Genomic DNA, 19,683 nt, shown 5'->3' on the forward strand with positions numbered 1-19,683 from the left:
GATGAACGATCTACCGGAGACCTCCCTACTTTTCGATCACCGACACGCCGCCTGTGACCTGACCAGGCCACCACCACTTCCTAAACACGGCCTAGTGCAGGTGGTCGATCGCCACCTTGCCGAAGACGTCGCCTGAGTTCAGCCGGGCGAAGGCGTCGCCGACCGCGGAGAAGCCGTAGGTGGAGTCGATCACCGGGCGGATGTCGCGGGCCACGCAGAGCTCCAGCAGGGCCTTCAGCTCCTCGGCTGTGCCCATGGTGCTGCCGAGGATCTCCAGCTGCATCATGAACACCCGGCGCAGGTCGATCTTCGGGAACGGGCCGCCGGTCGCGCCGCAGACCACGATGCGGGCGCCGGGCGCCGAGCACTTCAGCGAGTGCTCGAAGGTCGGTGCGCCCACCGATTCGATCACCACGTCGACCCGTTCGGGCAGGCGAGCGCCGGGTTCGACCGCGGTGGCGCCCAGTTCGGCGATCCGTTCGCGCTTGGTGGCGTCGCGGCTGGTCGCGTACACGCGCTTGCCGAGTGCGAGCGCGAGCGCGACCGCTGCCGTCGCCACGCCGCCGCCGGCGCCCTGCACCAGAACCGATTCGGCGTCGGCGATGCGACCGCGCGCGGTGAGCATGTGGTACGCGGTCAGCCAAGCCGTCGGCAGGCAGGCCGCGTCCAGGAACGACAGGCCGGCCGGCTTGGGCACCAGGTTCTCCGCCGGTACGGCCACCCGTTCGGCCAGCGTGCCCGGCCAGCGCTCGGAGAGCAGGGAGTAGCCACGCGGGTCCTCGGGGTCCCGGATCACCGGATAGACGACGACCTCGTGGCCAGCGGTGTCCACACCGGACGCGTCGCAGCCGAGAATCATCGGCAGCCGGTCGGCGGGCAGGCCGACGCCGCGCAGCGACCAGATCTCGTGATGGTTGAGCGAACTGGCGCGCACATCAACTGTCACCCAGCCCTCCGGCGGGGACGGCTCCGGAAGGTCGCCGACCGTCAGTCCTGCTAGCGGCTCGTCGGGCTTCGTCGCACTGGCAAAGGCGGCTCGCATACCTCGCAGCTTAGGCCGGTCCCGCCGATCTTGCCCTCACGAACCAGGGTCCGTGCCCCACCGGACCCCGAAGCGAACGGCAAGCCGGGCCGCACGGCAAGCCGGGCCGCACGGCAAGCCGGGCCGCACGTCAAGCCGGGCCGCACGTCAAGCCGGGCCAACCCGAGGCCGCCCCAGGCCGAGCCGGACGCCAGGCCGAGCCGGGACGCATGGAAGCGCCCCGGCCCCGCCCAACCGCTCAGACCAAAGCCGCCGGAGTAGTCGGCGTGGTAGCTGAAGGCGGCTGAGGCGCCGCAACAAACCGCGCCACCCCATCCCGCTCCGCCGCGCGAGCGACCGCCTCAGCCACCGCCGGAGCCACCCGCGGATCCAGCGCCGACGGCACGATCGCATCCGCCCGCAGTTCGCCGGCCACGACCTCGGCGATCGCCTCGGCCGCCGCCATCTTCATCCGCTCGGTGATCCGGGTCGCCCGGGCGTCCAGCGCGCCCCGGAAGATGCCCGGGAACGCCAGCACGTTGTTGATCTGGTTGGGGAAGTCGCTGCGGCCGGTGGCGACGATCGCCGCGTACTTGTGGGCCAGCGCCGGCGGCACCTCCGGGGTCGGGTTGGCCAGCGCGAAGATGATGCCGCCCGGCGCCATCCCGGCCAGCGCGCTCTCCTCGATCTGCCCGCCGGAGACCCCGATCAGCACGTCGGCGCCGATCAGCGCCTCCTTGATGGCACCGGTACGCCCGGAGACGTTGGTCGCCTCGGCCAGCGCGGCCTTGGTCCCGGTCAGGCCGGGCCGGTCCGCGTGGATGATGCCCCGGGAGTCGCAGACGATGACGTTCTCGCCCTGGATGCCGGCCGCGATCAGGGTGTTCGTGATCGCGACGCCGGCCGCGCCCGCGCCGCTGATCACCACTCGCAGGTCGGCGAAGCGGCGGCCGAGCAGGGCGACCGCGTTGCGCAGCGCGGCGAGCACGACGATCGCGGTGCCGTGCTGGTCGTCGTGGAACACCGGGATGTCCAGCGCCTCGTCGAGGCGGCGTTCGATCTCGAAGCAGCGCGGCGCGCTGATGTCCTCCAGGTTGATCCCGCCGAAGGAGGGGCCGAGCGCCTTGACGACCGCGATGATGCCCTCGACGTCCTGGGTGTCCAGGCAGATCGGGATGGCGTCGACGCCGCCGAACTGCTTGAACAGCACGGCCTTGCCCTCCATGACCGGCATCGCGGCCTTCGGGCCGATGTTGCCGAGCCCGAGGACCGCGGAGCCGTCGGTGACCACCGCGACCGTGTTGGCCGTCCAGGTGTAGTCGGCGGCCAGCTCCGGGTCGGCGGCGATCGCCTCGCAGACCCGGGCCACGCCGGGGGTGTACGCCAGCGACAGATCGTCGCGGCTGGACAGCGGGACGGTGCACGAGATCGCCATCTTGCCCCGCTTGTGCAGGTCGAAGACGGGGTCCGCGGCCAGGGCAGGGTCGAGCTCAAAACTGAAGAAGGACAAAGGAACTCCAGACACGCATCGGTACGTCGGTGTGCCAGCCGGCCTTCGCGCGAGTCTGCGCGGACCGACGTGCGATGCGGGGGTCACCCGGGACAAGCAACCGCAAGATTCAGGTGTGCTGCGGTTAACGCAGGTTAACTTAGCCGACGGGGTTGCGGCCAGTAGCGAAACACTACTTGTCCGATGACATCCGCCACCCCGTAGGCGCGGGAGTCGTCGGTCACGAACTCGTTGTCACCCTGGACCCACCAGCCGCCGTCCTGCTCACGGATGGCCCGCTTGACCACCAGCAGCTCCGGCCGGGCGCGGAACCGGGCGACCACGACCGAGTGCGGCCGGACCCGGCGGACCCGCCGCACCAGCAGGGCGTCTCCGCCGTGCAGGGTGGGTGCCATCGAGGGCCCTTGCACCAGTACGGCGAAGAGCGGCAATTGCCAACTCATGGCATCAATCCCGCGTCGAGGTTGGGTAAAGCGGTAAGGGGTAGTGTCAGCATCGGATCATCGCAAACGTATGGAGGGGTCCTGATGCGACTTCCGCGCATTTTCACGCCGCGCACTGTTGTCAGCGCGCACTGCGACCTGCCCTGTGGGGTGTACGACCCGGCGCAGGCGCGTATCGAGGCGGAGTCGGTGAAGGCCATCGCTGAGAAGTACCAGGCGAACACCGACCCCGAGTTCCGCACCCGCGCCATCCTGGTCAAGGAGCAGCGCGCCGAGCTGGTCAAGCACCACCTGTGGGTGCTGTGGACCGACTACTTCAAGGCGCCGCACTTCGAGAAGTACCCGAACCTCAACCAGCTCTTCAACGAGGCCACCAAGCTCGCGGGCGCGTCAGGCGCCAAGGGCTCGATGGACCCGGCGGTCGGCGAGCAGCTGCTCGGCAAGATCGAGGAGATCTCCAAGATCTTCTGGGAGACCAAGCAGGCGTGAGTTCCGCAACGATCCGGCCGGTACGTCGTGCAGACGTGCCGGCCGTTGTCGCGATGGTGCACGAGCTGGCCGAGTTCGAACGCGCGCCGGAGTCCTGCCACCTCACCGACGACCAGCTGCTGACCAGCCTGTTCGCCGAGCACCCCGCCGTCTTCGGGCACGTGGCGGTGGACGCCGACGACACCCCGTACGGCTTCGCCCTGTGGTATCTGAACTTCTCCACCTGGGAAGGCACGCACGGCATCCACCTCGAGGACCTCTACGTCCGGCCGCACGCCCGGGGCACCGGTGCGGGCGGCGCGCTGCTCGCCACCCTGGCCCAGGTCTGTGTGGAACGCGGCTACCGGCGACTCGAGTGGGTGATGCTGGACTGGAACCCGGCCGCGGACTTCTACGCCGCGATCGGCGCCAAGGTCGTGGAGGACTGGCTGCCGTACCGGTTGTCCGGTGCGGCCCTGACCCAACTCGCTGAGCGGGCCTCCCCCGTCAGGGACTAGAGTTCCGTCCATTGGGAGGATGGGGTCGGTGACTCAGCTGCAGACAACGCATCCGGAGCCGGCGTTCGGTGACGACGTCGTGCTGCTGACCGTGCCCGCCGACGGCGGGTATCTCGGCGTGCTCCGCACAGCCACGGCCGGCCTCGCGGCCCGCCTGCACTTCGCGCTTGACGAGATCGAGGACCTGCGCATCGCGGTCGACGAGGCCTGCGCGATGCTGCTCGCCATCGCCACCCGCGGCGCCGAGCTCGAGTGCCGGTTCGCCGTCACCGACGACGCGCTCACGGTCGAGGTGACAGTGTCGACGGTGCGCGGCGCGCGGCTGCCGTCCGAGTCCTCTTTCGCGTGGAAGGTGCTGACCGCGCTGACCACCTCGGCGTCCGCGGAGGCCACCGGCCGGCACGCGACGATCCGGCTGCTCACCCGCCGCACCGAGAGCTGAGCGCTCAGCGCGCGGTGGCCACCGTGATGTAGTCGAGGTGGCGCCGGCCGACCTCCATGGCGGAATCGGCGTCGCCGGCCTTCACGCAGCTCAACAGGTCCCGGTGGTCGGTGTCGATGCGGCTCCAGTAGTCGTCGGGCAGGTTCTCGACGATCTCCTCGCCGTACGTGACGTGGTAGAGCGGGCGGGTGACCAGCTCGAAGAGCGGGTTGCCGGTGGCCGAGGCGACCGCCGCGTGGAAGGCGGCGTGCGCGGCCAGCATCGTCTCCAGCTCGTCCAGGTCCGGGTCGAACATCGCGCCGCGCATCTCGATCAGGTTCGCGTCGGTGCGGCGCCGCGCCGCGAGCCCGGCGGCCGGCACCTCCAGCGCCCGGCGCAGCTCCAGCAGATCGGCCAGGCCGACCTCGGCGGAGTTGCTGAGCAGGGTCAGGCCGGTGGAGAGCGCCTCGGAGAGCTGCTCGGCGTCGGGATGGGCGACGAAGCTGCCGCCGGTGACGCCCCGGGTGGTGACGATGAGGTGCTGGCTGGCCAGCAGGCGTAACGCCTCGCGGACCGTGCTGCGGCTCACCCCGGACCGGACGCAGAGCACGGGCTCCGGCGGTAGTCGCTCACCGGGCTGCAGTCGCCCCGAGGTGATCTCGTCGCGCAGTTCGTCAGCCAAGAGCTGGTACGCCGGTGGACGCACCGTCGATCCGGTCACGGCCCTCACCCCCTCGTGATCCGTCCACTCAGAGTAGGCCTTCACACGCGGGTGGGAAGGGGGGTTCAGTCGAGTCCGAGCGCGCGGGTCGTCGGCGGCACGACGCAGAGCAGGCCCACCCCGATCCCGAAGAGCATCAGCAGCGCGCCGATCCAGGCCGTGCCGGTCTGCAGCACGAAGCCGCCGGAGGCGATGACAAAGAGCTGCACCACGATGGCCGGGCCGCGGGCGTGCGACGAGCGGCGGGCCAGCGCGCGGGCGACGAGGACCACGGCGACGGCCGCGACAACGGCGAAGCCGGTCAGCGCGACGGCCACCACGACGCTGGTCGCGTCGGCGGTGAAGTCCAGCACCACCAGGTACGCGGCGAGCACCACCAGCGCGACGGCCTCGGCGAAGAGCAGGCGTACGGCCCAGACCAGGGTCACCGGGGAGTCGAGTTCTCGGGGGGTCACCGCTGTACGATACCGGCCAGCTCAGCGCCTTCCTGAGAGGTACAGTGCCGCCCATGCGAGCGTTACTCGTGGTCAACCCCAAAGCCACCACGACGAATGAGCGCAGCCGCGACGTCCTGGTCCGGGCCCTGCGCAGCGAGGTCGACCTGACCGTCGAGTACACCCGCAAGCGAGGTCACGCGGCGGGGCTGGCCCGGGCGGCGGCCGAGAGCGGCGTCGACCTGGTGGTCACGCTCGGCGGCGACGGCACGGTGAACGAGGCCGTGAACGGGCTGATGACCGCCGATCCCGGGCTGGCCGCCCGCGGCACGGCGCCCGCGTTCCGGCTGCCGGCGCTGGCCGTGGTCCCGGGAGGTTCGACCAACGTCTTCGCCCGCGCCCTGGGCCTGCCGCGTGACTGGGCCGACGGCACCAGCGTGATCCTCGACGGGCTGCGCTCCGGCCGGCACCGGGTGATCGGGCTCGGCCGGGCCGACGACCGCTACTTCACCTTCACCGCCGGGATGGGCCTGGACGCGGCCGTGGTGCGCCGGGTCGAGCAGGCCCGGCTGCGCGGCCGGACGTCGACCCCCGCGCTCTATGTCCGCTCGATGATCGGGCAGATCTTCTCCGGCGAGGACCGCAAGTCGCCACCGCTCTCGATCGAGCGACCCGGCGAGGAGCCGGAGGCCGGTCTGGGCACCGTCATCATCCAGAACACCGCGCCGTGGACGTACGTCGGCGACCGCGCGATCAACCCCAACCCCGAGGCCTCCTTCGACCGGGGGCTTGACGTGCTGGCGGTTCGTAACCTGTACATCGCCAGTACAACACGGACAGTGACGCAGATGGTCTCCAAGAACGCCGATCCGCACGGCAAGCACGTGCTCCGGCTGCACGACCAGCCCGAGTTCACCGTGGTCGCCAGCCGCCCCCAGCCCTTCCAGCTCGACGGCGACTACCTGGGCGAGCGTCAGAAGGTGCACTTCCTGTCCGTTCCCGAGGCCTTGCGTGTGATCTGCTGAGGATCGGGTACCGCGATCGGAACGTCCTCACGATCTGTTACAGAAAGACGGGCAAAAGGTCGGCAACGCGGCCGGTACCGTACTACATTGATGGGAGCGCCCGTCCGCCGGTCTTGGAAGTTCCCCCAGAACCGGACAAAGGGGTCGTGAGCTAGCTCACCCGCTGGGAGAATTTCCGAGCGCTACCCTTGACATCGCAGGAGTTCGTGAAAGCATTCACAAGCGATAAGAAGTAACCCGATGCCGCTCGCGCACGTTCCTTAATCCAGAAGCGCGTAAGGCATCGCGAACAAAGCTTGCTCACGCACCGGTGATCCGACGAACGCAGTCCGTCGGCCCGGAGCGGATGCAGATAGAAGTAAGTAGCACCATTCTCTACTCAATCCGAAACAAGGAGTGTTGCCGCCATGGACTGGCGTCACCATGCGATCTGCCGCGACGAGGACCCGGAGCTGTTCTTCCCGATCGGGACGTCTGGCCCCGCACTCCTGCAGGTCGAGCAGGCCAAGGCCGTCTGCCGGCGGTGCACCGTGACCGAGTCGTGCCTCTCCTGGGCGCTCGAGTCCGGACAGGATGCCGGCGTCTGGGGCGGTATGAGCGAAGACGAACGGCGTGCCGTGAAGCGTCGCGGAGGCCTTCGGGTCAGTGCCCCTACCGCCTGAACAATCCCCTCACAGCATTCACGCCCCGGCCCGCTTCGGCTCCGGGGCGTCGTGCTGTCCGGGGCCGGGCGCCGACCGAGTCCGATCATGCGCTGTTTCGACGTGATTACGCCACGCAATGGTGACGCACGGCATGAATGCCATCACCGGACTTCGCGAAATGATCTCGAAATTACCGTTATCGAAGCCACTATTCGTCGATGCCCGCACACCGTCCGCAAGGGACGGTCCGGGCAGCCGGTCGATCACTCAATGTGGTCACTCGGCATGGCGCGACAGGGGGCGCACGATGGTGTGACGCCGCGTAGCGATCGTGCTCAGGCGGCGAGGACGGTGACCGGCGCCACCCGCGCCGCGTGCACCCGGGCCGACACCAGCTCCGCGACGGCCGGGACGTCGGTCAGCGGCTCGGCCACCACGCCGGCTCCCGCCGCCCGCGCCGAGGCCACCGCCGCGTCCCACAGCAGCCCGGGGGCGAGGAAGTACGAGGCCAGCCCGATCCGCTCGTGCCCCTCGGCACGGAGATCACGAACGACGTCCCCGGACAGCGGCGGGGCGGCCGAGGCATAGGCGACCCGGCACGGGAGCCCCAGCCGGGCACTCAGGGCCGCCGCGGCCTGCTCCACCGTCGCCCGCGCGCTCGCATTCCGCGTCCCGGCGGCCGCCAGCACCACCGCATCCAGCCCGGCAGCGACGCCCGAACGCGAGGTCACGCCGGCCGCGCCCAAGCGCGACGGTAGGCCGTCCAGCCCGCCGGCCGCGCCCAGGCGTGTCGTCAGGCCGTCCAGGAGCAGCTCGGGCACCCGGCCGTCGACCGGGCCCAGGACGTCCGCCTGGGTGACCGCCAGGCCCGGGAACTGCGCCCGGGCGGCGGTGATCTCCCCCGGCACGTCGACCCGGCCGTGGTAGGCCGCGGTCAGCAGCAACGGCACCAGCACCGCGCGCCGATGGCCGGCCTCGGCGAACGAGGCCAGCACCTCCCGCGGGCGGGGACCGGCATGGTCGAGGTACGACGCGCGTACCTCCCAGGCCGGCTGCCGGGCCGCGACAGCCCGGGTCAGCGCCTCGGTCGCCCGGGCCGCGCGCGGGTCACGGCTGCCGTGGGCGGTCAGCGTGACGGCTAGATGTGCAGGCCGCATTCGGTCTTCTCGAACATCGCCCAGCGGCCCGCGCGCGGGTCCTCGCCGGCCTTGGTGCGCCGGGTGCACGGCCAGCAGCCGATCGAGCCGTACCCCTTCTTGAAGAGCTCGTTGACCGGCACGTTCCACCGCGCGATGTAGCGGTCCACATCGGCCTGGGTCCACGCCGCGATCGGGTTGACCTTGACCTTGCCCTTCCTGGCGTCGAACGCCACGACGGGAGTGTTGGCCCGGGTCGGCGACTCGTCCCGGCGCAGGCCGGTGGCCCAGGAGTCGTAGTCGCTCAGCGCGCGCTCGAGCGGCTCGACCTTGCGCAGGAAGCAGCACTCGTCCGGGCTGCGGGCGAAGAGCCGGGGCCCGAACTCGCCGTCCTGCTGGCCGACCGTCATCCGCGGGCGGATCGACCGCACGGTGACGTCCATCGTGCGGGCGACGGTGTCGCGGATCTTCAGCGTCTCCGGGAAGTGCAGGCCGGTGTCGAGGAACACCACGTCGACACCGGGCGCCACCCGGGAGAACAGGTGCGCGACTACCGCGTCCGCCATCGAGCTGGTGACGCAGAAGCGGTCGCCGAAGGTGCTGGTCGCCCACCGCGCGATCTCCTCGGCGGGGGCGCCCTCCAGAGCGACGCCGGCAGCGTCTGCCAGCGCCTTCAACTCCAAGGGGTCGCGGCGGGTGGGGTCGACCGGGGCGGTGAGGGACACCAGTCCCAGGCCGGCGGCGGTTACCACAGTCATCGGTTCACTCCCTTGGCGAGCAGTCCGTTGAACTTGACCGTGAACACGCGAGCGCAGGAGTGGCACTCCCACGCGCCGTGCGAAACCTCGTTGGGGCGCAGATCCTCTTCCCCGCAGTACGGGCAGTACAGCGGGGCTGATCGGGCGTCGCTCATTTGAGAAGCTCCTCGTCCGCTCGGACCACCCAGTCGGCGAAGGTCTCACCGTCGTGGCGACCGGCGAGGTAGTGGCGGGCGATGCGCTCCACGTACCCGGGGAGCTCCTCCGCCGTGGCCTTGAGGCCGCGCAGCTTGCGGCCGAAGCCGGCGGTCTGGCCCTGTGCCATCCCGAGGCCGCCGCCGAGGTGCACCTGGAAGCCTTCGACCTGCTCCCCGTGCGCGTTCATCACGAGCATGCCCTTGAGGCCGATGTCGGCGACCTGGGTGCGGGCGCAGGCGTTCGGGCAGCCGTTGATGTGGATCGAGATGTCGGCGTCGAACTCGCGCAGCCGCTCCTCCATCCGGGCGACCAGCTCCTCGCCGCGGGCCTTGGTCTCGACGATGGCGAGCTTGCAGTACTCGATGCCGGTGCAGGCCATGGTGCCGCGCCGCCAGGCCGACGGCCGGGCCTCCAGCCCGATCCCGCGCAGGCCGGCGACCAGCGCTTCCACCTGGTCGTCGGCGATGTCCAGGACCAGGAGCTTCTGGTACGGGGTGAGCCGCACCCGGTCGGAACCGTGCTCCTGCACCAGGTCGGCCAGCTGGCTGAGCTGCTTGCCGGAGGAGCGCCCGACGACCGGCGCCGCGCCCACGTAGTTCCGCCCGTCGCGCTGCTTGTGCACGCCGATGTGGTCGATCGGCTTGGCGGGCAGCTCGGGCGGCGGCCCGTCCACCAGCGCCCGGCCCAGGTATTCCTTCTCCAGCACCTCGCGGAACTTCGCCACGCCCCAGTCGGCCAGCAGGAACTTCAGCCGGGCCCGGTTGCGCAGCCGCCGGTAGCCGTAGTCGCGGAAGATGCCGACGACGCCCTCCCAGACGTCCGGGATCTCCTCCAGCGGCACCCAGACGCCGAGCCGCTCGGCCAGCCGCGGGTTGGTGGACAGGCCACCGCCGACCCAGAGGTCGAAGCCCGGCCCGTGCACCGGGTGCACGACGCCCAGCAGTGAGATGTCGTTGACCTCGTGCGGCGTGTCCGCCAGCCAGGAGATCGACGTCTTGAACTTGCGGGGCAGGTTCGAGTAGCGCGGGTCGCCGATGTAGCGGCGCAGGATCTCGTCGATGGCCCAAGTGGGGTCGACGACCTCGGCCGGCGAGACGCCGGCGACCGGGCTGCCGAGCACGATGCGGGGGCAGTCGCCGCACGCCTCGGTGGTCTGCAGGCCCACGGCCTCCAGCCGGCGCCAGATCTCCGGCATGTCCTCGACCCGGATCCAGTGCAGCTGGATGTTCTGCCGGTCGGTGATGTCGGCGCTGTCGCGGCCGAACTCGGTGGAGATCTCCGCGATCGTGCGCAGCTGCGCGAGGTTCAGCGTGCCGCCGTCGATGCGGACGCGGAGCATGAAGTACTCGTCCTCGAGCTCGTGCGGCTCGAGCACCGCCGTGCGGCCGCCGTCGATCCCCGCCTTGCGCTGGGTGTAGAGGCCCCACCAGCGGAACCGGCCGCGCAGGTCCTGCGGGTCGATGCCCGCGAAGCCGGTGTGCGCGTAGATGTTCTCGATCCGGGCCCGGACGTTGAGCGGGTTGTCGTCCTTCTTGATCCGCTCGTTCGGGTTCAGCGGTTCGCGGTGTCCGAGCGCCCACTGGCCCTCGCCACGCGCCTTACGGGGGCGAGCGGCGGGCTTGGTGGCCGGGGTGCTGTCCAGCGCCATGTCGGCGTTCCTCCAGGTATTTCAGCCGGTGAGCGCGCGGTACGCGGTCGGCTCCTGTGAGGGCTCGCGACTTCAGTGTCTGGCGAGGGCCGGCGCGTCTTGCGCGCCCGAGAAAAAGAGATCGGGCGGCGTCAGGAAGCCGGACACATCGCGCTGCGGACACGGCCGTAATCAACGTGGCGCCGGGCCACGAAGCGGCGGTCAACTGCAGCGGTCATGCCGGTAAGCCTCTCACGCGAGGCCATTTACGGCCAGCCCGGTCCAGATTCCGGGAGTGTGGCGGCGGACACCGTCCGTCAGAGGCTCGGCGCGGGATGCTGCTGCCGGCGCCAGAGCAGCCGCAGCCACTCGTTGGCGGTCGCCGGCGGCTCCGCGGCGGGCACCGGCGTCGGCGCGGTCTCGACCAGCTGGAGCAGCGTCCAGGCCAGCCCGAAGCACTCGTCCACGCCGAAGCCCTGGGCCAGCAGCCGGGCCTCGTCGTCGCTCACCGGCCAGCGCACGGCACGCAGCGACCGCTCCAGCTCACCGAAGGCCTCGTCACCCGCCTCGGCGTCGTCCGACTCCGGCGGTAACGGGCCCAGCTGGGCGAATCGAAGAACCTCGCTGCGCACCGACATGGGACGATCTTCACACAGCCGGGCAGTTCCCGACGATTCAGCGCTTGCCGAGCGGAACCACCAGCACCGCCTCGGTGCCGCCGCCGGCCCGGTTGCGCAGCTCGATGCTGCCGCGCAGCTCGCCCGTGGCCAGCGCCCGGACGATCTGCAGGCCCAGCCGCTTGCTGGTGTCCGCGTGGAAGTCGGCGGGCAGGCCCTGGCCGTTGTCGGCGACCGTGACGTGCAACTGCTTGCGGAACCGGTGCGCCGAGACCACGACCTCGGCGGTCGGCATCGGCGGGACCAGCGACGGCTCGGCCGGCGGGGCGTCCTCGTCCGGCGCCGGGAAGCCGTGCTCCACCGCGTTGATCAGCAGCTCGTTGAGGACCATCACCAGCGAGGTGGCGATCTCGGCCGGCAGCACGCCGAAGGTGCCTTCGCGGCGCATCTTCACGGTGATCTCGGTGGCCGCGACCTCGGTGGCGGCGGTGGCCACCCGGTCCACGATGCCGTCGAAGTCGACCGCCTCGTCGCTCGACATCGACAATGTCTCGTGCACCAGCGCGATCGACGCGACCCGGCGCACCGATTCCTGCAGGGCCATCCGGGCCTCCGGGGCGTTGACCCGGCGGGCCTGCAGGCGCAGCAGTGCGGCGACCGTCTGCAGGTTGTTCTTCACCCGGTGATGGATCTCCCGGATCGTCGCGTCCTTGGTCATCAGCGCGCGGTCCCGGCGGCGCACCTCGGTGACGTCGCGGGCCAGCACCAGCGCGCCGATCGGCACGCCCGCCGGCATCAGCGGCAGCGCCCGGATCAGCACGGTCGCGCCCCGGGCCTCGACCTCCTTGCGTGGCGGGGCCTCGCCCCGCAGCGAGGTGAGGATGCGCTCGGCCGCGTCGGTGCCCTCCAGCGGATCGGCGGCCAGCCGGCTGGAGAGTACGGACAGCTCCTCGCCGACCAGATGGGCGTTGAAGCCGAGCCGCCGGTACGCGGACTGCGCGTTCGGGCTGGCGTAGGTGACCTTGCCGCCGGCGTCGAGGCGGATCAGGCCGTCACCGACGCGCGGGGCGGACGTGGTCTCACCGGGGTGCGCGGGGGGCGGGAAGGTGCCGTCGGCGACCATCTGGGCCAGGTCGTCGGCGGTGGTCAGGTAGTTCAGCTCCAGCTGGCTGGGCGTGCGCGCGGTGGACAGGTTGGTGTCGCGGCCGATCACCGCGATGACCTCGATGTTCTCGTCCGGGCCGCGGAGCCGCACCGGGATCGCCTCGTGCCGGGCCGGGGTGTCGCCGTACCAGACCGGGTCGCCCTCGCGCCAGATCCGGCCCTGGGTGAACGCGATGTCCAGGTGGGCCACCTCGGGGCCGCCGACCTTCTTGCCCACCTGATCGTCCTGGTACGCCGTCGAGGACGTGTTCGGCCGCACCTGGGCGACGCAGAGGAACTCGCGCGGCTTGCCCTCCTCGGGCCGCAGCGGCACCCAGAGCAGCAGGTCGGCGAAGGAGAGGTCGGAGAGCAGCTGCCAGTCCCCGGCGAGCCGGGTGAGGTGGTCGATGTCGGGGGGACCGAGGCTGGTGTGCTCTTCGGCGAGATCGCGCAGCGTGGACACGGCACAAGCGTGCCATGCCCACGCCGGGCACTCCCACGATCAGAGGGTCGAGGTGATCTTCTTGAGACCGCGGGGCGCGTCCGGGTCCTCGCCGCGGGCGAGCGCCAGGGCCAGCGCCAGCCGCTGCAACGGCAGGATGTCGAGCAGCGGCGCGTACCGCTCGTCGACCGCCGGCACGGCCAGCCGGCCGGCGGCGCCGGGGATGTCGGTGGCGCCCACGGTGACGACGTCGGCGCGCCGCTCACCGAGGCGGGTCACCACCTCGGTCATGGAGGCGCCACCGGGCCCGGTGCCGACGATCGCGAGCACGGGCACGTCCGGGTCGGTCATCGCGAGCGGGCCGTGCAGCAGGTCGGCGCCCGAGAACGCCAGCGCCGGCAGGTACGAGGTCTCCATCAGCTTGAGGGCGGTCTCCCGGGCGGTCGGGTACGCGTACCCCCGGCCGGTCGTGACCAGGCGCGACGCGAAGCGGTAGCGCTGCGCGAGCTCGTCCGCGCCGTGGCCGGCGAGCGCCTCCTCGGCGAGCCCGGGCAGCTTCGCCAGCGCGGTCCGCTCCTCGGCGGGCAGGGCGCCGTCGCCGTTGCGGATGCCCTCGATGAGCAGGAGCAGGGCGAACAGCTCGGCCGTGTAGGTCTTGGTGGCCGCCACCGCGCGCTCGTGGCCGGCCGCCACGTCCACCGACAGCTCGGCGGTGCGGGCCAGCGTGGAGTCGGGGTTGTTGGTCACCGCGAGGGTGAGCGCGCCGCTGCCCCGGGCGACCTTGAGCACCTCGGTGAGGTCCGGCGAGCCGCCGCTCTGGCTGACGCCCACGACCAGCGCGCCGGCCAGGTCGGGACGGGCGCCGTAGAGGGTGATGGCGCTGGGTGAGGCGAGGCCGACCGGGAGGCCCAGGCGGATCTCGGTCAGGTAGGCGGCGTAGAGGGCCGCGTGGTCCGAGGTGCCCCGGCCGACGAACACGACGTGCCGGGGGCGCCGCTCGGCCACCCGGGCCGCGACCGCCGCGATCGCCTTCGCCGGCTCACCTTCCAGCAGCCGTGCGTAACCCTCCGGCTGCTCTGCGATGTCGGCTGCCATCCCCTGGCCGAGTTGCGTCACTGATCGTCCCCTTCGTGCGCGGTACCGCTCATTCCATGCGCAGTCTTGCACTTTAGAGCCGATAATCGCAACGTTTCGAGCACGGATGCGCAGGAAATGCGGACTGACATATCCACACTCGTCGCCTAGGCTCGCGTCGGTGGCACACGGCGTGCCACCGGAGGAAGGCGTGGCCATGGAAGACTCCCGGCGCTCCGCCGATCGCGACCTCGAGCAGGCCCGCGCGGCGCTCGAGCGCGGCGAGATGCACCACGCCGCCGATCACCTGGCCGGCGCCATCGCGCACGCGCCGACCCTGCCCGAGACGCACGAGCTGCTCAGCCGGCTCGCCGCCCGCGCCGACGGCGGCCTGGAGCTCTTCCCGCTGGAGCAGCACGCCTTCGTCGGCACCGTGGTCGCCCGGGCGCACCTGCTGGCCGCGGCCGGCCGCCCGGAGGACGGGCTGCCGCTGCTGGTCGCCGCGACCGGGCACACCCCCGGCGTCGACTGGGCCGGCGTGCCGTGGGTCAGCGACCCCGAGCTGGGTGCCCGGATGGAGCCCGGACTGCTCGCGCAGATCGTCATGCAGCTGTGCACGACGATCGGCGACCCGGCGCCGGAGGCCGGGCGCGAGGCGCTGCTGCCCTATCTGACGCTGGTCCGGCACGCCGTGGCCGCCCACCCCGAGCAGGCCATGCTGCTCGGCGCGGGGTCCGCGCTCGCCCGCCGCCTCGGCGAACCCACGCTGGCGGTGGAGTGGGCCGTCCGCGGCGCGCGGCTGCGGCCGTCCAAGCTGGCCGAGATCTGGCTGGGGTACGCCTACCGCAGCGCCGGCCGCATCCCGGAGTCCCTGGCCGCACTCCGCCGCGCGGTCATGTACGACCCCGAGGACCTCTCCGTCTACGCCGACATCGCCGGCACCCTGGCCGACCACGGGCGCCTCGACGACGCGCTGGCCTGGGCCGAACGGGCGCTGGCCAAGGACCCCGAGTTCGACTGCGCCGTGCACACCGCACACCGGCTGCGGTACCGCGCCGACGGCGACCTGACCCACCTGATCCGGCTCGCCGACTTCCAGCGCGACCACCCGGACGACACCCACGAGCACGCCGACCTGGCCGACTGCTGCGCCGACCAGCCGTGGCTCAGTCGCGTACCGTCCGGGCCCGGCACCGCGACCGACCCGGGCCGCGAACCGTTCGTCGTGGGCCCGCCGACGGAGGCCGCCGTGCAGCGGCTGCACCGGGTCGCCCACCCGCTCTGGCCGCACCCGCCGGCGGCCTACGACGCCGCCCTCGGCATGGTGCTGCTCGAGCCGGCCGACCTGCTGGCCCTGATCGCCGCCCCGCCGCCGGCCCCGGACAACGAGGTGGGTCAGGCGCTGGCCACCCACGACCCGGCGCTGTGGACGCGCTGCGCGCAGGTCTGGGCCTGTCTCGGGCTGCTGCACCAGCGCACCGACGAGCCGTGGGCGGGCTCGGAGCGCCGCCGGCTGCTCGTCGAGCTGGCCTCCGGCGGGCTCGACCAGATCGCCGAGGCGGCGCTGTTCGCGCTGGTCACCGCCGCGTGGGTGGAGCCGTCCGCGCGCGCCGACGTGGCAGAGCTGATCACCCGGCGGCTGGCCGCGAGCGCCGCGGCGCGGCACCCGATCTCCTGGTCGGTGGCGCAGCTCGCGCTGGCCACCCCGGAGCTGCCGGCGGCGGTGCGGGAGCAGGCCGCGGCCGTGGTGCGCGCCGAGGAGGAGCACGCGGCGCCGGTCCTGCCCCGCCAGCGCCGGCGCGGCGAGCGGCTGCGGCGCTGGCTCTCCGGCCGCACTACTCGATGACGGCGATCAGGTCGCCTTCCTGCACCACGTCACCCTCGTTGACCGCCAGCTGGGAGACGACCCCGTCGGACTCGGCGAGCACCGGGATCTCCATCTTCATCGACTCGAGGATCACCAGGGTGTCGCCCTCCTCGACCTCGGCGCCGGCGGCGGCCACGATCTTCCACACGTTGGCCACCATCTCGGCTCGGATCTCGTCGGCCATGGTGAAGTCCTCCTCGTCGGCGCTACTCGGGTGACGGTATCCAATCACGGTCCGGCCGCGTGGGCATATGGGGCGTGCCGGGCCGTCGGGGCCGGAGCGTCTACCATCGGCGGGTTGACCGCGGAGACGAACGGAGATCGACATGGCGAAGAAGTCACGCAAGAAGAAGGCCCGGAAGAAGAGCGCTGCGAACCACGGCAAGCGTCCCAACTCCTGACCGTGGACGACAAGAAGGGCCGGTAGCTCGCGCTACCGGCCCTTCTTCGCACGTCGAGCCCAGGGATCAGGGCAGGTACTCGTGGCTCTCCGCCTCGACCACGTACTCGCTGAGCTTGGTCCGGAGCCGCTCGCGCAGCTCCTTCGGCGCGATCTCGTCGCCGCAGCAGCGGGCGACGAGCGCCTTCACCTCGTGCTCGATGCCGTACTCGCGCAGGCAGTCGGAGCAGTCGTCGAGGTGCCGCTGGATCAGCTCGCGCCGGTCGTCGCTGCACTCCAGATCGAGATACAGGTAGACCTCGCCGATCACGACGCTGCAGTCGGTCTTCTGGGCTTCGTCGTTCACGTCGCTCACGCCTCCTGTGCGGCGGTCGCGCCGGAGCTACGCGTGATGCCACGGTCCACTGCGTACTGCTCCAGCAGCTTGCGCAGGTTCCGCCGGCCGCGGTGCAGCCGGGACATGACGGTGCCGATCGGCGTTCCCATGATGTCGGCGATCTCCTTGTACGAGAAACCCTCGACATCGGCGAGGTAGACGGCCAACCGGAAGTCCTCCGGCAGCTGCTGCAAGGCGTCCTTGATGTCGCTGTCCGGCAGCCGGTCCAGCGCCTCGGTCTCGGCCGAGCGCAGCCCGGCGGACGTGTGCGACTCCGACGAGGCGAGCTGCCAGTCCGAGATCTCCTCGGTGGGCGCCTGCACGGGCTGCCGCTGCTTACGCCGGTACGAGTTGATGTAGGTGTTGGTGAGGATGCGGTACAGCCACGCCTTGAGGTTCGTACCCTCCTCGAACTGGTGGAACGCGGAGAACGCCTTCAGGAAGGTCTCCTGCACGAGGTCCTCGGCGTCGGCGGGGTTGCGCGTCATCCGCAGCGCCGCCGCATACAGCTGGTCGACGAAGGGCAGCGCGTCACGCTCGAAGCGCGCCCGGCGCACCTCGGTCTTCTCGCTGCGTTCCGTCCGTTCCGTCCGCTCTGCTGGCGTCACCCGCACGTCTCCCCTCGACCGCCCCGCCGAGGATACGGGTAGTGCCCCGTCCGCAGATTCAAAAACCGCCGGTGTGCTGACGCTCACCGAGGACGTGACGGGTGCCGGGACAGCGGCGGGCCACTCAGGCGCGTGCAGCAGGTGCTGCACCTGGCGCGCCTGGAGACCGCCACGCTCGGCAAATCCGGTTCCGGCATGCACTTTGGGGTACCCCTTCCGACGTACAGCCTTCCGGGTGGTGCAACGACCTCGGGGGTGTCCGCATTCCGACTCAGCGGGCCCAGCTGTGGGCCCGCAGCCACGAGACGACGATCTCGGCCGTGCCGGGCAGGTCGCGGCGCAGATCGTGGACCGCCCCGGGGCGTACGGCCACCTCCACGGCGCCGCCCGGCTCGGGCACGCCGAACGGGTCCCGGTCGCCGTTGACCACCAGCGTCGGGATCCGGGTGGGCAGCTCGGCGGCGCGGCTGCGCTCCGGCTTACCCGGCGGGTGCAGCGGGAAGGCCAGCGCGAGCACCCCGGCCGCGCCGAGCTGCCCCGCCGTCCGGCAGGCCACCCGGGCCCCGCTGGACCGGCCGCCGACGACCAGCGGCAGGCCGCCGGTGAGCCCGGTCACCACGGCGGTCCAGGCCTCGTCCAGGTGGTTGGCGGGCGCGGGGGCTCGGCGGCCGGCGACCCGGTAGGGCTGGGTCACCAGCACCACCCGGGCGCCCGCGGCCACGGCCGCGTCGTGCACCGCCGTCAGGTCGGGCGCGTCGACGTCGCCGCCCGCGCCGTGACCGAGAACAAGCTGACAGACCGGCGGGCCGGCGGGGTCCGTGATCCGGATCCCCGCCGGCCCGCGCGGTGTTTCGATCGGGAAGCTGCGCACAGCTCCTATGTCTAGCGGCTTATCGGCACCAGTGTGAGCAAGCGGCGGTCTTCTTCGTCCGGCCCGTCGTTCACTTCCTCGCCGTCCGGCTGCACGCGTTCCCGCCAGGCGACGAGCATGGCCCGCCGCTCGCGGGGCGTCGTGCCGCCCCAGACTCCGTGACAGTCGCCCACCTGCAGGGCCCAGGCCAGGCACGGCCCTTGGACCTCACAACGGCCGCAGAGCGCGACCGCGCTTTCGGACGGCTCGTTCGGAGCCGGGAAGAACGTTTCCGGATCGACTGTGCGGCAGGCGCCGCGGGTGCGCCACGCTTCATCACTGCGGCGTTCGTCGATCGCGCTGAGCAGCCGTGGGTCGCGCCTGGCAATGGCGACCTCATGTGGACGCGGCATTCGAGCACGTGTCATCAGCCCACCTCCCCCGTGGGTACCGGTAAAGCCGTGATGGGCGGTCCGCACCGTACGGATCGACATCACACCGGCGCTGGTTTCTATCGCACGGAGGAAGATCAGAACAAGGGTCTTATCTATCTCGCAACAAAGTTGGCAATTACAAACGATTGCATAAGGGGAGAAACCTCTTCGCGTTTGTCAGCGAAGCGGCAATTCGGACACCCGTGATGATCTCTGGTCGCGGCTCAGAACAGCGTCACCTCGGCCTCGGTCAACGGCACGGCCGGGGTCAGCAACTCCGGCCCGTTGTTCCGCACGTTTCCCACGTCCGGACGGACCGGCCGGACCTCGATCGCCGCGAGCCCGGCGGGCGACATCGGCTGCAGCAGCGCGGCCGGATCGGCGTCGCCGGCCAGCCACTGCGGCCAGCGCTCCGGCGGCAGGATCAGCGGCATCCGGTCGTGCACCTCGGCCAGCCCGCCCAGCGCCGCCGTGGTCAGCACGCTGCACGTCAGCAGCTGCTCGCGCCACATCGTCCAGATGCCGGCGAACGCCAGCACCGAGGAGTCGCGCGGGGTCATGTAGTAGGCCTGCTTGCGCTTGCCGTCGCGGACCCACTCGAACCAGCCGTCGGCCGGGACCAGGCAGCGGCGCTTCTGGAACGACGACGCGAAGGCGCGCGAGGTGGCCACGGTCTCGGCCCGCGCGTTGATCATCCGGGCGCCGGCGCGCGGGTCGTCGGCCCACGGCGGGACCAGGCCCCAGCGGGCGGAATCCACCACCCGGCCGGCGTGCCGCTGCGACATCCGGACCAGCGGAACGGGGTCGGTGGGGGCGACGTTCCAGCTCGGCCCCAGCGCCTCGGTGACGCTCGTGGCGTCGAACAGCAGGCTGAGGTCGGCTTCGTTCCGCGTTGTCGCGTACCGCCCGCACATGGGGCCGACCCTACGCCGGGGGACGCGTTCGTGT

General features: G+C 71.4%; 24 protein-coding genes. 7 read left to right on the top strand and 17 right to left on the bottom strand.

Translation table 11 applies throughout. The annotated features are described in order from the left end of the window. Positions 1-91: 91 nt before the first annotated feature. The 3 genes from ACIBQZ_RS06125 to ACIBQZ_RS06135 all read right to left on the bottom strand — a co-directional run bounded on the left by ACIBQZ_RS06125 (position 92) and on the right by ACIBQZ_RS06135 (position 2,974). Positions 92-1,042, bottom strand: coding sequence for a zinc-binding dehydrogenase (locus ACIBQZ_RS06125; protein WP_396087374.1), 951 nt, complete (start codon positions 1,040-1,042; stop codon positions 92-94). A gap of 238 nt (positions 1,043-1,280) precedes the next feature. After that, positions 1,281-2,531 carry an NADP-dependent malic enzyme gene (locus tag ACIBQZ_RS06130; protein WP_396087375.1) on the bottom strand — a complete coding sequence of 417 codons (1,251 nt, stop codon included), beginning with the start codon at positions 2,529-2,531 and terminating at the stop codon, positions 1,281-1,283. A gap of 134 nt (positions 2,532-2,665) precedes the next feature. Further along, a complete protein-coding gene (locus tag ACIBQZ_RS06135; RefSeq protein ID WP_396087376.1) occupies positions 2,666-2,974 on the bottom strand; it encodes a S26 family signal peptidase in 309 nt (102 codons plus the stop codon). Positions 2,975-3,058: 84 nt separating this feature from the next. Here ACIBQZ_RS06135 and sodN point away from each other — a divergent pair, with 84 nt between their 5' ends. Genes sodN through ACIBQZ_RS06150 form a run of 3 tightly spaced genes read left to right on the top strand, consistent with a single transcriptional unit; the run spans position 3,059 to position 4,402 of the window. Continuing rightward, positions 3,059-3,463, top strand: coding sequence for a superoxide dismutase, Ni (gene sodN, locus ACIBQZ_RS06140; RefSeq protein WP_396087377.1), 405 nt, complete (start codon positions 3,059-3,061; stop codon positions 3,461-3,463). A 53-nt stretch (positions 3,464-3,516) separates the two neighbouring features. Next, complete coding sequence (locus tag ACIBQZ_RS06145) at positions 3,517-3,960, top strand: GNAT family N-acetyltransferase (protein WP_396087907.1); 444 nt, start codon at positions 3,517-3,519, stop codon at positions 3,958-3,960. A gap of 28 nt (positions 3,961-3,988) precedes the next feature. After that, the gene (locus ACIBQZ_RS06150) at positions 3,989-4,402 is read left to right on the top strand and encodes an ATP-binding protein (protein ID WP_396087378.1); all 414 of its coding nucleotides are present in this window, start codon (positions 3,989-3,991) and stop codon (positions 4,400-4,402) included. 4 nt (positions 4,403-4,406) lie between these two features. On the opposite strand, the gene ACIBQZ_RS06155 is transcribed toward ACIBQZ_RS06150, so the two are convergent. Then, a complete protein-coding gene (locus ACIBQZ_RS06155) occupies positions 4,407-5,102 on the bottom strand; it encodes a FadR/GntR family transcriptional regulator (RefSeq protein WP_396087379.1) in 696 nt (231 codons plus the stop codon). A 65-nt stretch (positions 5,103-5,167) separates the two neighbouring features. Beyond that, complete coding sequence (locus ACIBQZ_RS06160; protein WP_396087380.1) at positions 5,168-5,557, bottom strand: hypothetical protein; 390 nt, start codon at positions 5,555-5,557, stop codon at positions 5,168-5,170. Between the two features lie 53 nt (positions 5,558-5,610). Between ACIBQZ_RS06160 and ACIBQZ_RS06165 the strand changes: the two genes are divergently transcribed. Together ACIBQZ_RS06165 and ACIBQZ_RS06170 are read left to right on the top strand one after the other, a co-directional pair. Beyond that, a complete protein-coding gene (locus tag ACIBQZ_RS06165; protein WP_396087381.1) occupies positions 5,611-6,561 on the top strand; it encodes a diacylglycerol/lipid kinase family protein in 951 nt (316 codons plus the stop codon). Between the two features lie 407 nt (positions 6,562-6,968). Then, the gene (locus tag ACIBQZ_RS06170; protein WP_023562201.1) at positions 6,969-7,223 is read left to right on the top strand and encodes a WhiB family transcriptional regulator; all 255 of its coding nucleotides are present in this window, start codon (positions 6,969-6,971) and stop codon (positions 7,221-7,223) included. Between the two features lie 317 nt (positions 7,224-7,540). Here the strand turns inward: ACIBQZ_RS06170 and ACIBQZ_RS06175 are convergent, their stop codons facing one another. The 6 genes from ACIBQZ_RS06175 to ACIBQZ_RS06200 form a co-directional block, all read right to left on the bottom strand. Then, positions 7,541-8,362, bottom strand: coding sequence for a sirohydrochlorin chelatase (locus ACIBQZ_RS06175; RefSeq protein ID WP_396087382.1), 822 nt, complete (start codon positions 8,360-8,362; stop codon positions 7,541-7,543). Then, complete coding sequence (locus ACIBQZ_RS06180; protein ID WP_396087383.1) at positions 8,344-9,099, bottom strand: phosphoadenylyl-sulfate reductase; 756 nt, start codon at positions 9,097-9,099, stop codon at positions 8,344-8,346. Before ACIBQZ_RS06180 ends, ACIBQZ_RS06175 begins: the two co-directional genes overlap by 19 nt. A gap of 151 nt (positions 9,100-9,250) precedes the next feature. Further along, positions 9,251-10,945 carry a nitrite/sulfite reductase gene (locus ACIBQZ_RS06185; protein WP_396087384.1) on the bottom strand — a complete coding sequence of 565 codons (1,695 nt, stop codon included), beginning with the start codon at positions 10,943-10,945 and terminating at the stop codon, positions 9,251-9,253. A 296-nt stretch (positions 10,946-11,241) separates the two neighbouring features. Beyond that, on the bottom strand, positions 11,242-11,562 hold the full coding sequence (locus tag ACIBQZ_RS06190) for a hypothetical protein (protein WP_396087385.1): 321 nt from the start codon (positions 11,560-11,562) through the stop codon (positions 11,242-11,244). Between the two features lie 37 nt (positions 11,563-11,599). Further along, entirely contained in the window at positions 11,600-13,147 is a 1,548-nt protein-coding gene (locus tag ACIBQZ_RS06195; RefSeq protein ID WP_396087386.1) for a sensor histidine kinase, read from the bottom strand. Positions 13,148-13,186: 39 nt separating this feature from the next. Continuing rightward, a complete protein-coding gene (locus ACIBQZ_RS06200; RefSeq protein ID WP_396087909.1) occupies positions 13,187-14,221 on the bottom strand; it encodes an SIS domain-containing protein in 1,035 nt (344 codons plus the stop codon). Positions 14,222-14,417: 196 nt separating this feature from the next. Between ACIBQZ_RS06200 and ACIBQZ_RS06205 the strand changes: the two genes are divergently transcribed. Next, the gene (locus tag ACIBQZ_RS06205) at positions 14,418-16,046 is read left to right on the top strand and encodes a tetratricopeptide repeat protein (protein ID WP_396087387.1); all 1,629 of its coding nucleotides are present in this window, start codon (positions 14,418-14,420) and stop codon (positions 16,044-16,046) included. Here the strand turns inward: ACIBQZ_RS06205 and ACIBQZ_RS06210 are convergent. After that, entirely contained in the window at positions 16,036-16,251 is a 216-nt protein-coding gene (locus ACIBQZ_RS06210; RefSeq protein ID WP_396087388.1) for a biotin/lipoyl-binding carrier protein, read from the bottom strand. The two genes, ACIBQZ_RS06205 and ACIBQZ_RS06210, sit on opposite strands and share 11 nt — an antisense overlap. 142 nt (positions 16,252-16,393) lie before the next feature. Here ACIBQZ_RS06210 and ACIBQZ_RS06215 point away from each other — a divergent pair, with 142 nt between their 5' ends. Continuing rightward, a complete protein-coding gene (locus ACIBQZ_RS06215) occupies positions 16,394-16,468 on the top strand; it encodes a 50S ribosomal protein bL37 (RefSeq protein ID WP_369814844.1) in 75 nt (24 codons plus the stop codon). A gap of 66 nt (positions 16,469-16,534) precedes the next feature. On the opposite strand, the gene rsrA is transcribed toward ACIBQZ_RS06215, so the two are convergent. The 5 genes from rsrA to ACIBQZ_RS06240 form a co-directional block, all read right to left on the bottom strand. Continuing rightward, the gene (gene rsrA / locus ACIBQZ_RS06220) at positions 16,535-16,822 is read right to left on the bottom strand and encodes a mycothiol system anti-sigma-R factor (RefSeq protein ID WP_396087389.1); all 288 of its coding nucleotides are present in this window, start codon (positions 16,820-16,822) and stop codon (positions 16,535-16,537) included. Next, the gene (locus tag ACIBQZ_RS06225; protein ID WP_396087390.1) at positions 16,819-17,652 is read right to left on the bottom strand and encodes a sigma-70 family RNA polymerase sigma factor; all 834 of its coding nucleotides are present in this window, start codon (positions 17,650-17,652) and stop codon (positions 16,819-16,821) included. The genes rsrA and ACIBQZ_RS06225 overlap by 4 nt, the downstream gene beginning before the upstream one ends. Positions 17,653-17,722: 70 nt before the next feature. After that, on the bottom strand, positions 17,723-18,322 hold the full coding sequence (locus ACIBQZ_RS06230) for an alpha/beta family hydrolase (protein WP_396087391.1): 600 nt from the start codon (positions 18,320-18,322) through the stop codon (positions 17,723-17,725). Positions 18,323-18,333: 11 nt separating this feature from the next. Beyond that, entirely contained in the window at positions 18,334-18,729 is a 396-nt protein-coding gene (locus ACIBQZ_RS06235; RefSeq protein WP_396087392.1) for a WhiB family transcriptional regulator, read from the bottom strand. Positions 18,730-18,959: 230 nt separating this feature from the next. Next, positions 18,960-19,649, bottom strand: coding sequence for an SOS response-associated peptidase (locus ACIBQZ_RS06240; RefSeq protein ID WP_396087393.1), 690 nt, complete (start codon positions 19,647-19,649; stop codon positions 18,960-18,962). Positions 19,650-19,683: the final 34 nt, after the last annotated feature.

This window comes from Actinoplanes sp. NPDC049599 (genome assembly GCF_044465625.1).
In the GTDB taxonomy this organism is placed as follows: domain Bacteria; phylum Actinomycetota; class Actinomycetes; order Mycobacteriales; family Micromonosporaceae; genus Actinoplanes.

Bases quoted from the DNA above. Each gene is read 5' to 3' on its own strand.
- ACIBQZ_RS06125 (WP_396087374.1), bottom strand. From the start codon at position 1,042: ATGCGAGCCGCCTTTGCCAGTGCGACGAAGCCCGACGAGCCGCTAGCA.
- ACIBQZ_RS06135 (WP_396087376.1), bottom strand. From the start codon at position 2,974: ATGAGTTGGCAATTGCCGCTCTTCGCCGTACTGGTGCAAGGGCCCTCG.
- sodN (WP_396087377.1), top strand. From the start codon at position 3,059: ATGCGACTTCCGCGCATTTTCACGCCGCGCACTGTTGTCAGCGCGCAC.
- ACIBQZ_RS06145 (WP_396087907.1), top strand. From the start codon at position 3,517: ATGGTGCACGAGCTGGCCGAGTTCGAACGCGCGCCGGAGTCCTGCCAC.
- ACIBQZ_RS06165 (WP_396087381.1), top strand. From the start codon at position 5,611: ATGCGAGCGTTACTCGTGGTCAACCCCAAAGCCACCACGACGAATGAG.
- ACIBQZ_RS06170 (WP_023562201.1), top strand. From the start codon at position 6,969: ATGGACTGGCGTCACCATGCGATCTGCCGCGACGAGGACCCGGAGCTG.
- ACIBQZ_RS06175 (WP_396087382.1), bottom strand. From the start codon at position 8,362: ATGCGGCCTGCACATCTAGCCGTCACGCTGACCGCCCACGGCAGCCGT.
- ACIBQZ_RS06180 (WP_396087383.1), bottom strand. From the start codon at position 9,099: ATGACTGTGGTAACCGCCGCCGGCCTGGGACTGGTGTCCCTCACCGCC.
- ACIBQZ_RS06185 (WP_396087384.1), bottom strand. From the start codon at position 10,945: ATGGCGCTGGACAGCACCCCGGCCACCAAGCCCGCCGCTCGCCCCCGT.
- ACIBQZ_RS06190 (WP_396087385.1), bottom strand. From the start codon at position 11,562: ATGTCGGTGCGCAGCGAGGTTCTTCGATTCGCCCAGCTGGGCCCGTTA.
- ACIBQZ_RS06200 (WP_396087909.1), bottom strand. From the start codon at position 14,221: ATGGCAGCCGACATCGCAGAGCAGCCGGAGGGTTACGCACGGCTGCTG.
- ACIBQZ_RS06205 (WP_396087387.1), top strand. From the start codon at position 14,418: ATGGAAGACTCCCGGCGCTCCGCCGATCGCGACCTCGAGCAGGCCCGC.
- ACIBQZ_RS06210 (WP_396087388.1), bottom strand. From the start codon at position 16,251: ATGGCCGACGAGATCCGAGCCGAGATGGTGGCCAACGTGTGGAAGATC.
- ACIBQZ_RS06235 (WP_396087392.1), bottom strand. From the start codon at position 18,729: ATGACACGTGCTCGAATGCCGCGTCCACATGAGGTCGCCATTGCCAGG.
- ACIBQZ_RS06240 (WP_396087393.1), bottom strand. From the start codon at position 19,649: ATGTGCGGGCGGTACGCGACAACGCGGAACGAAGCCGACCTCAGCCTG.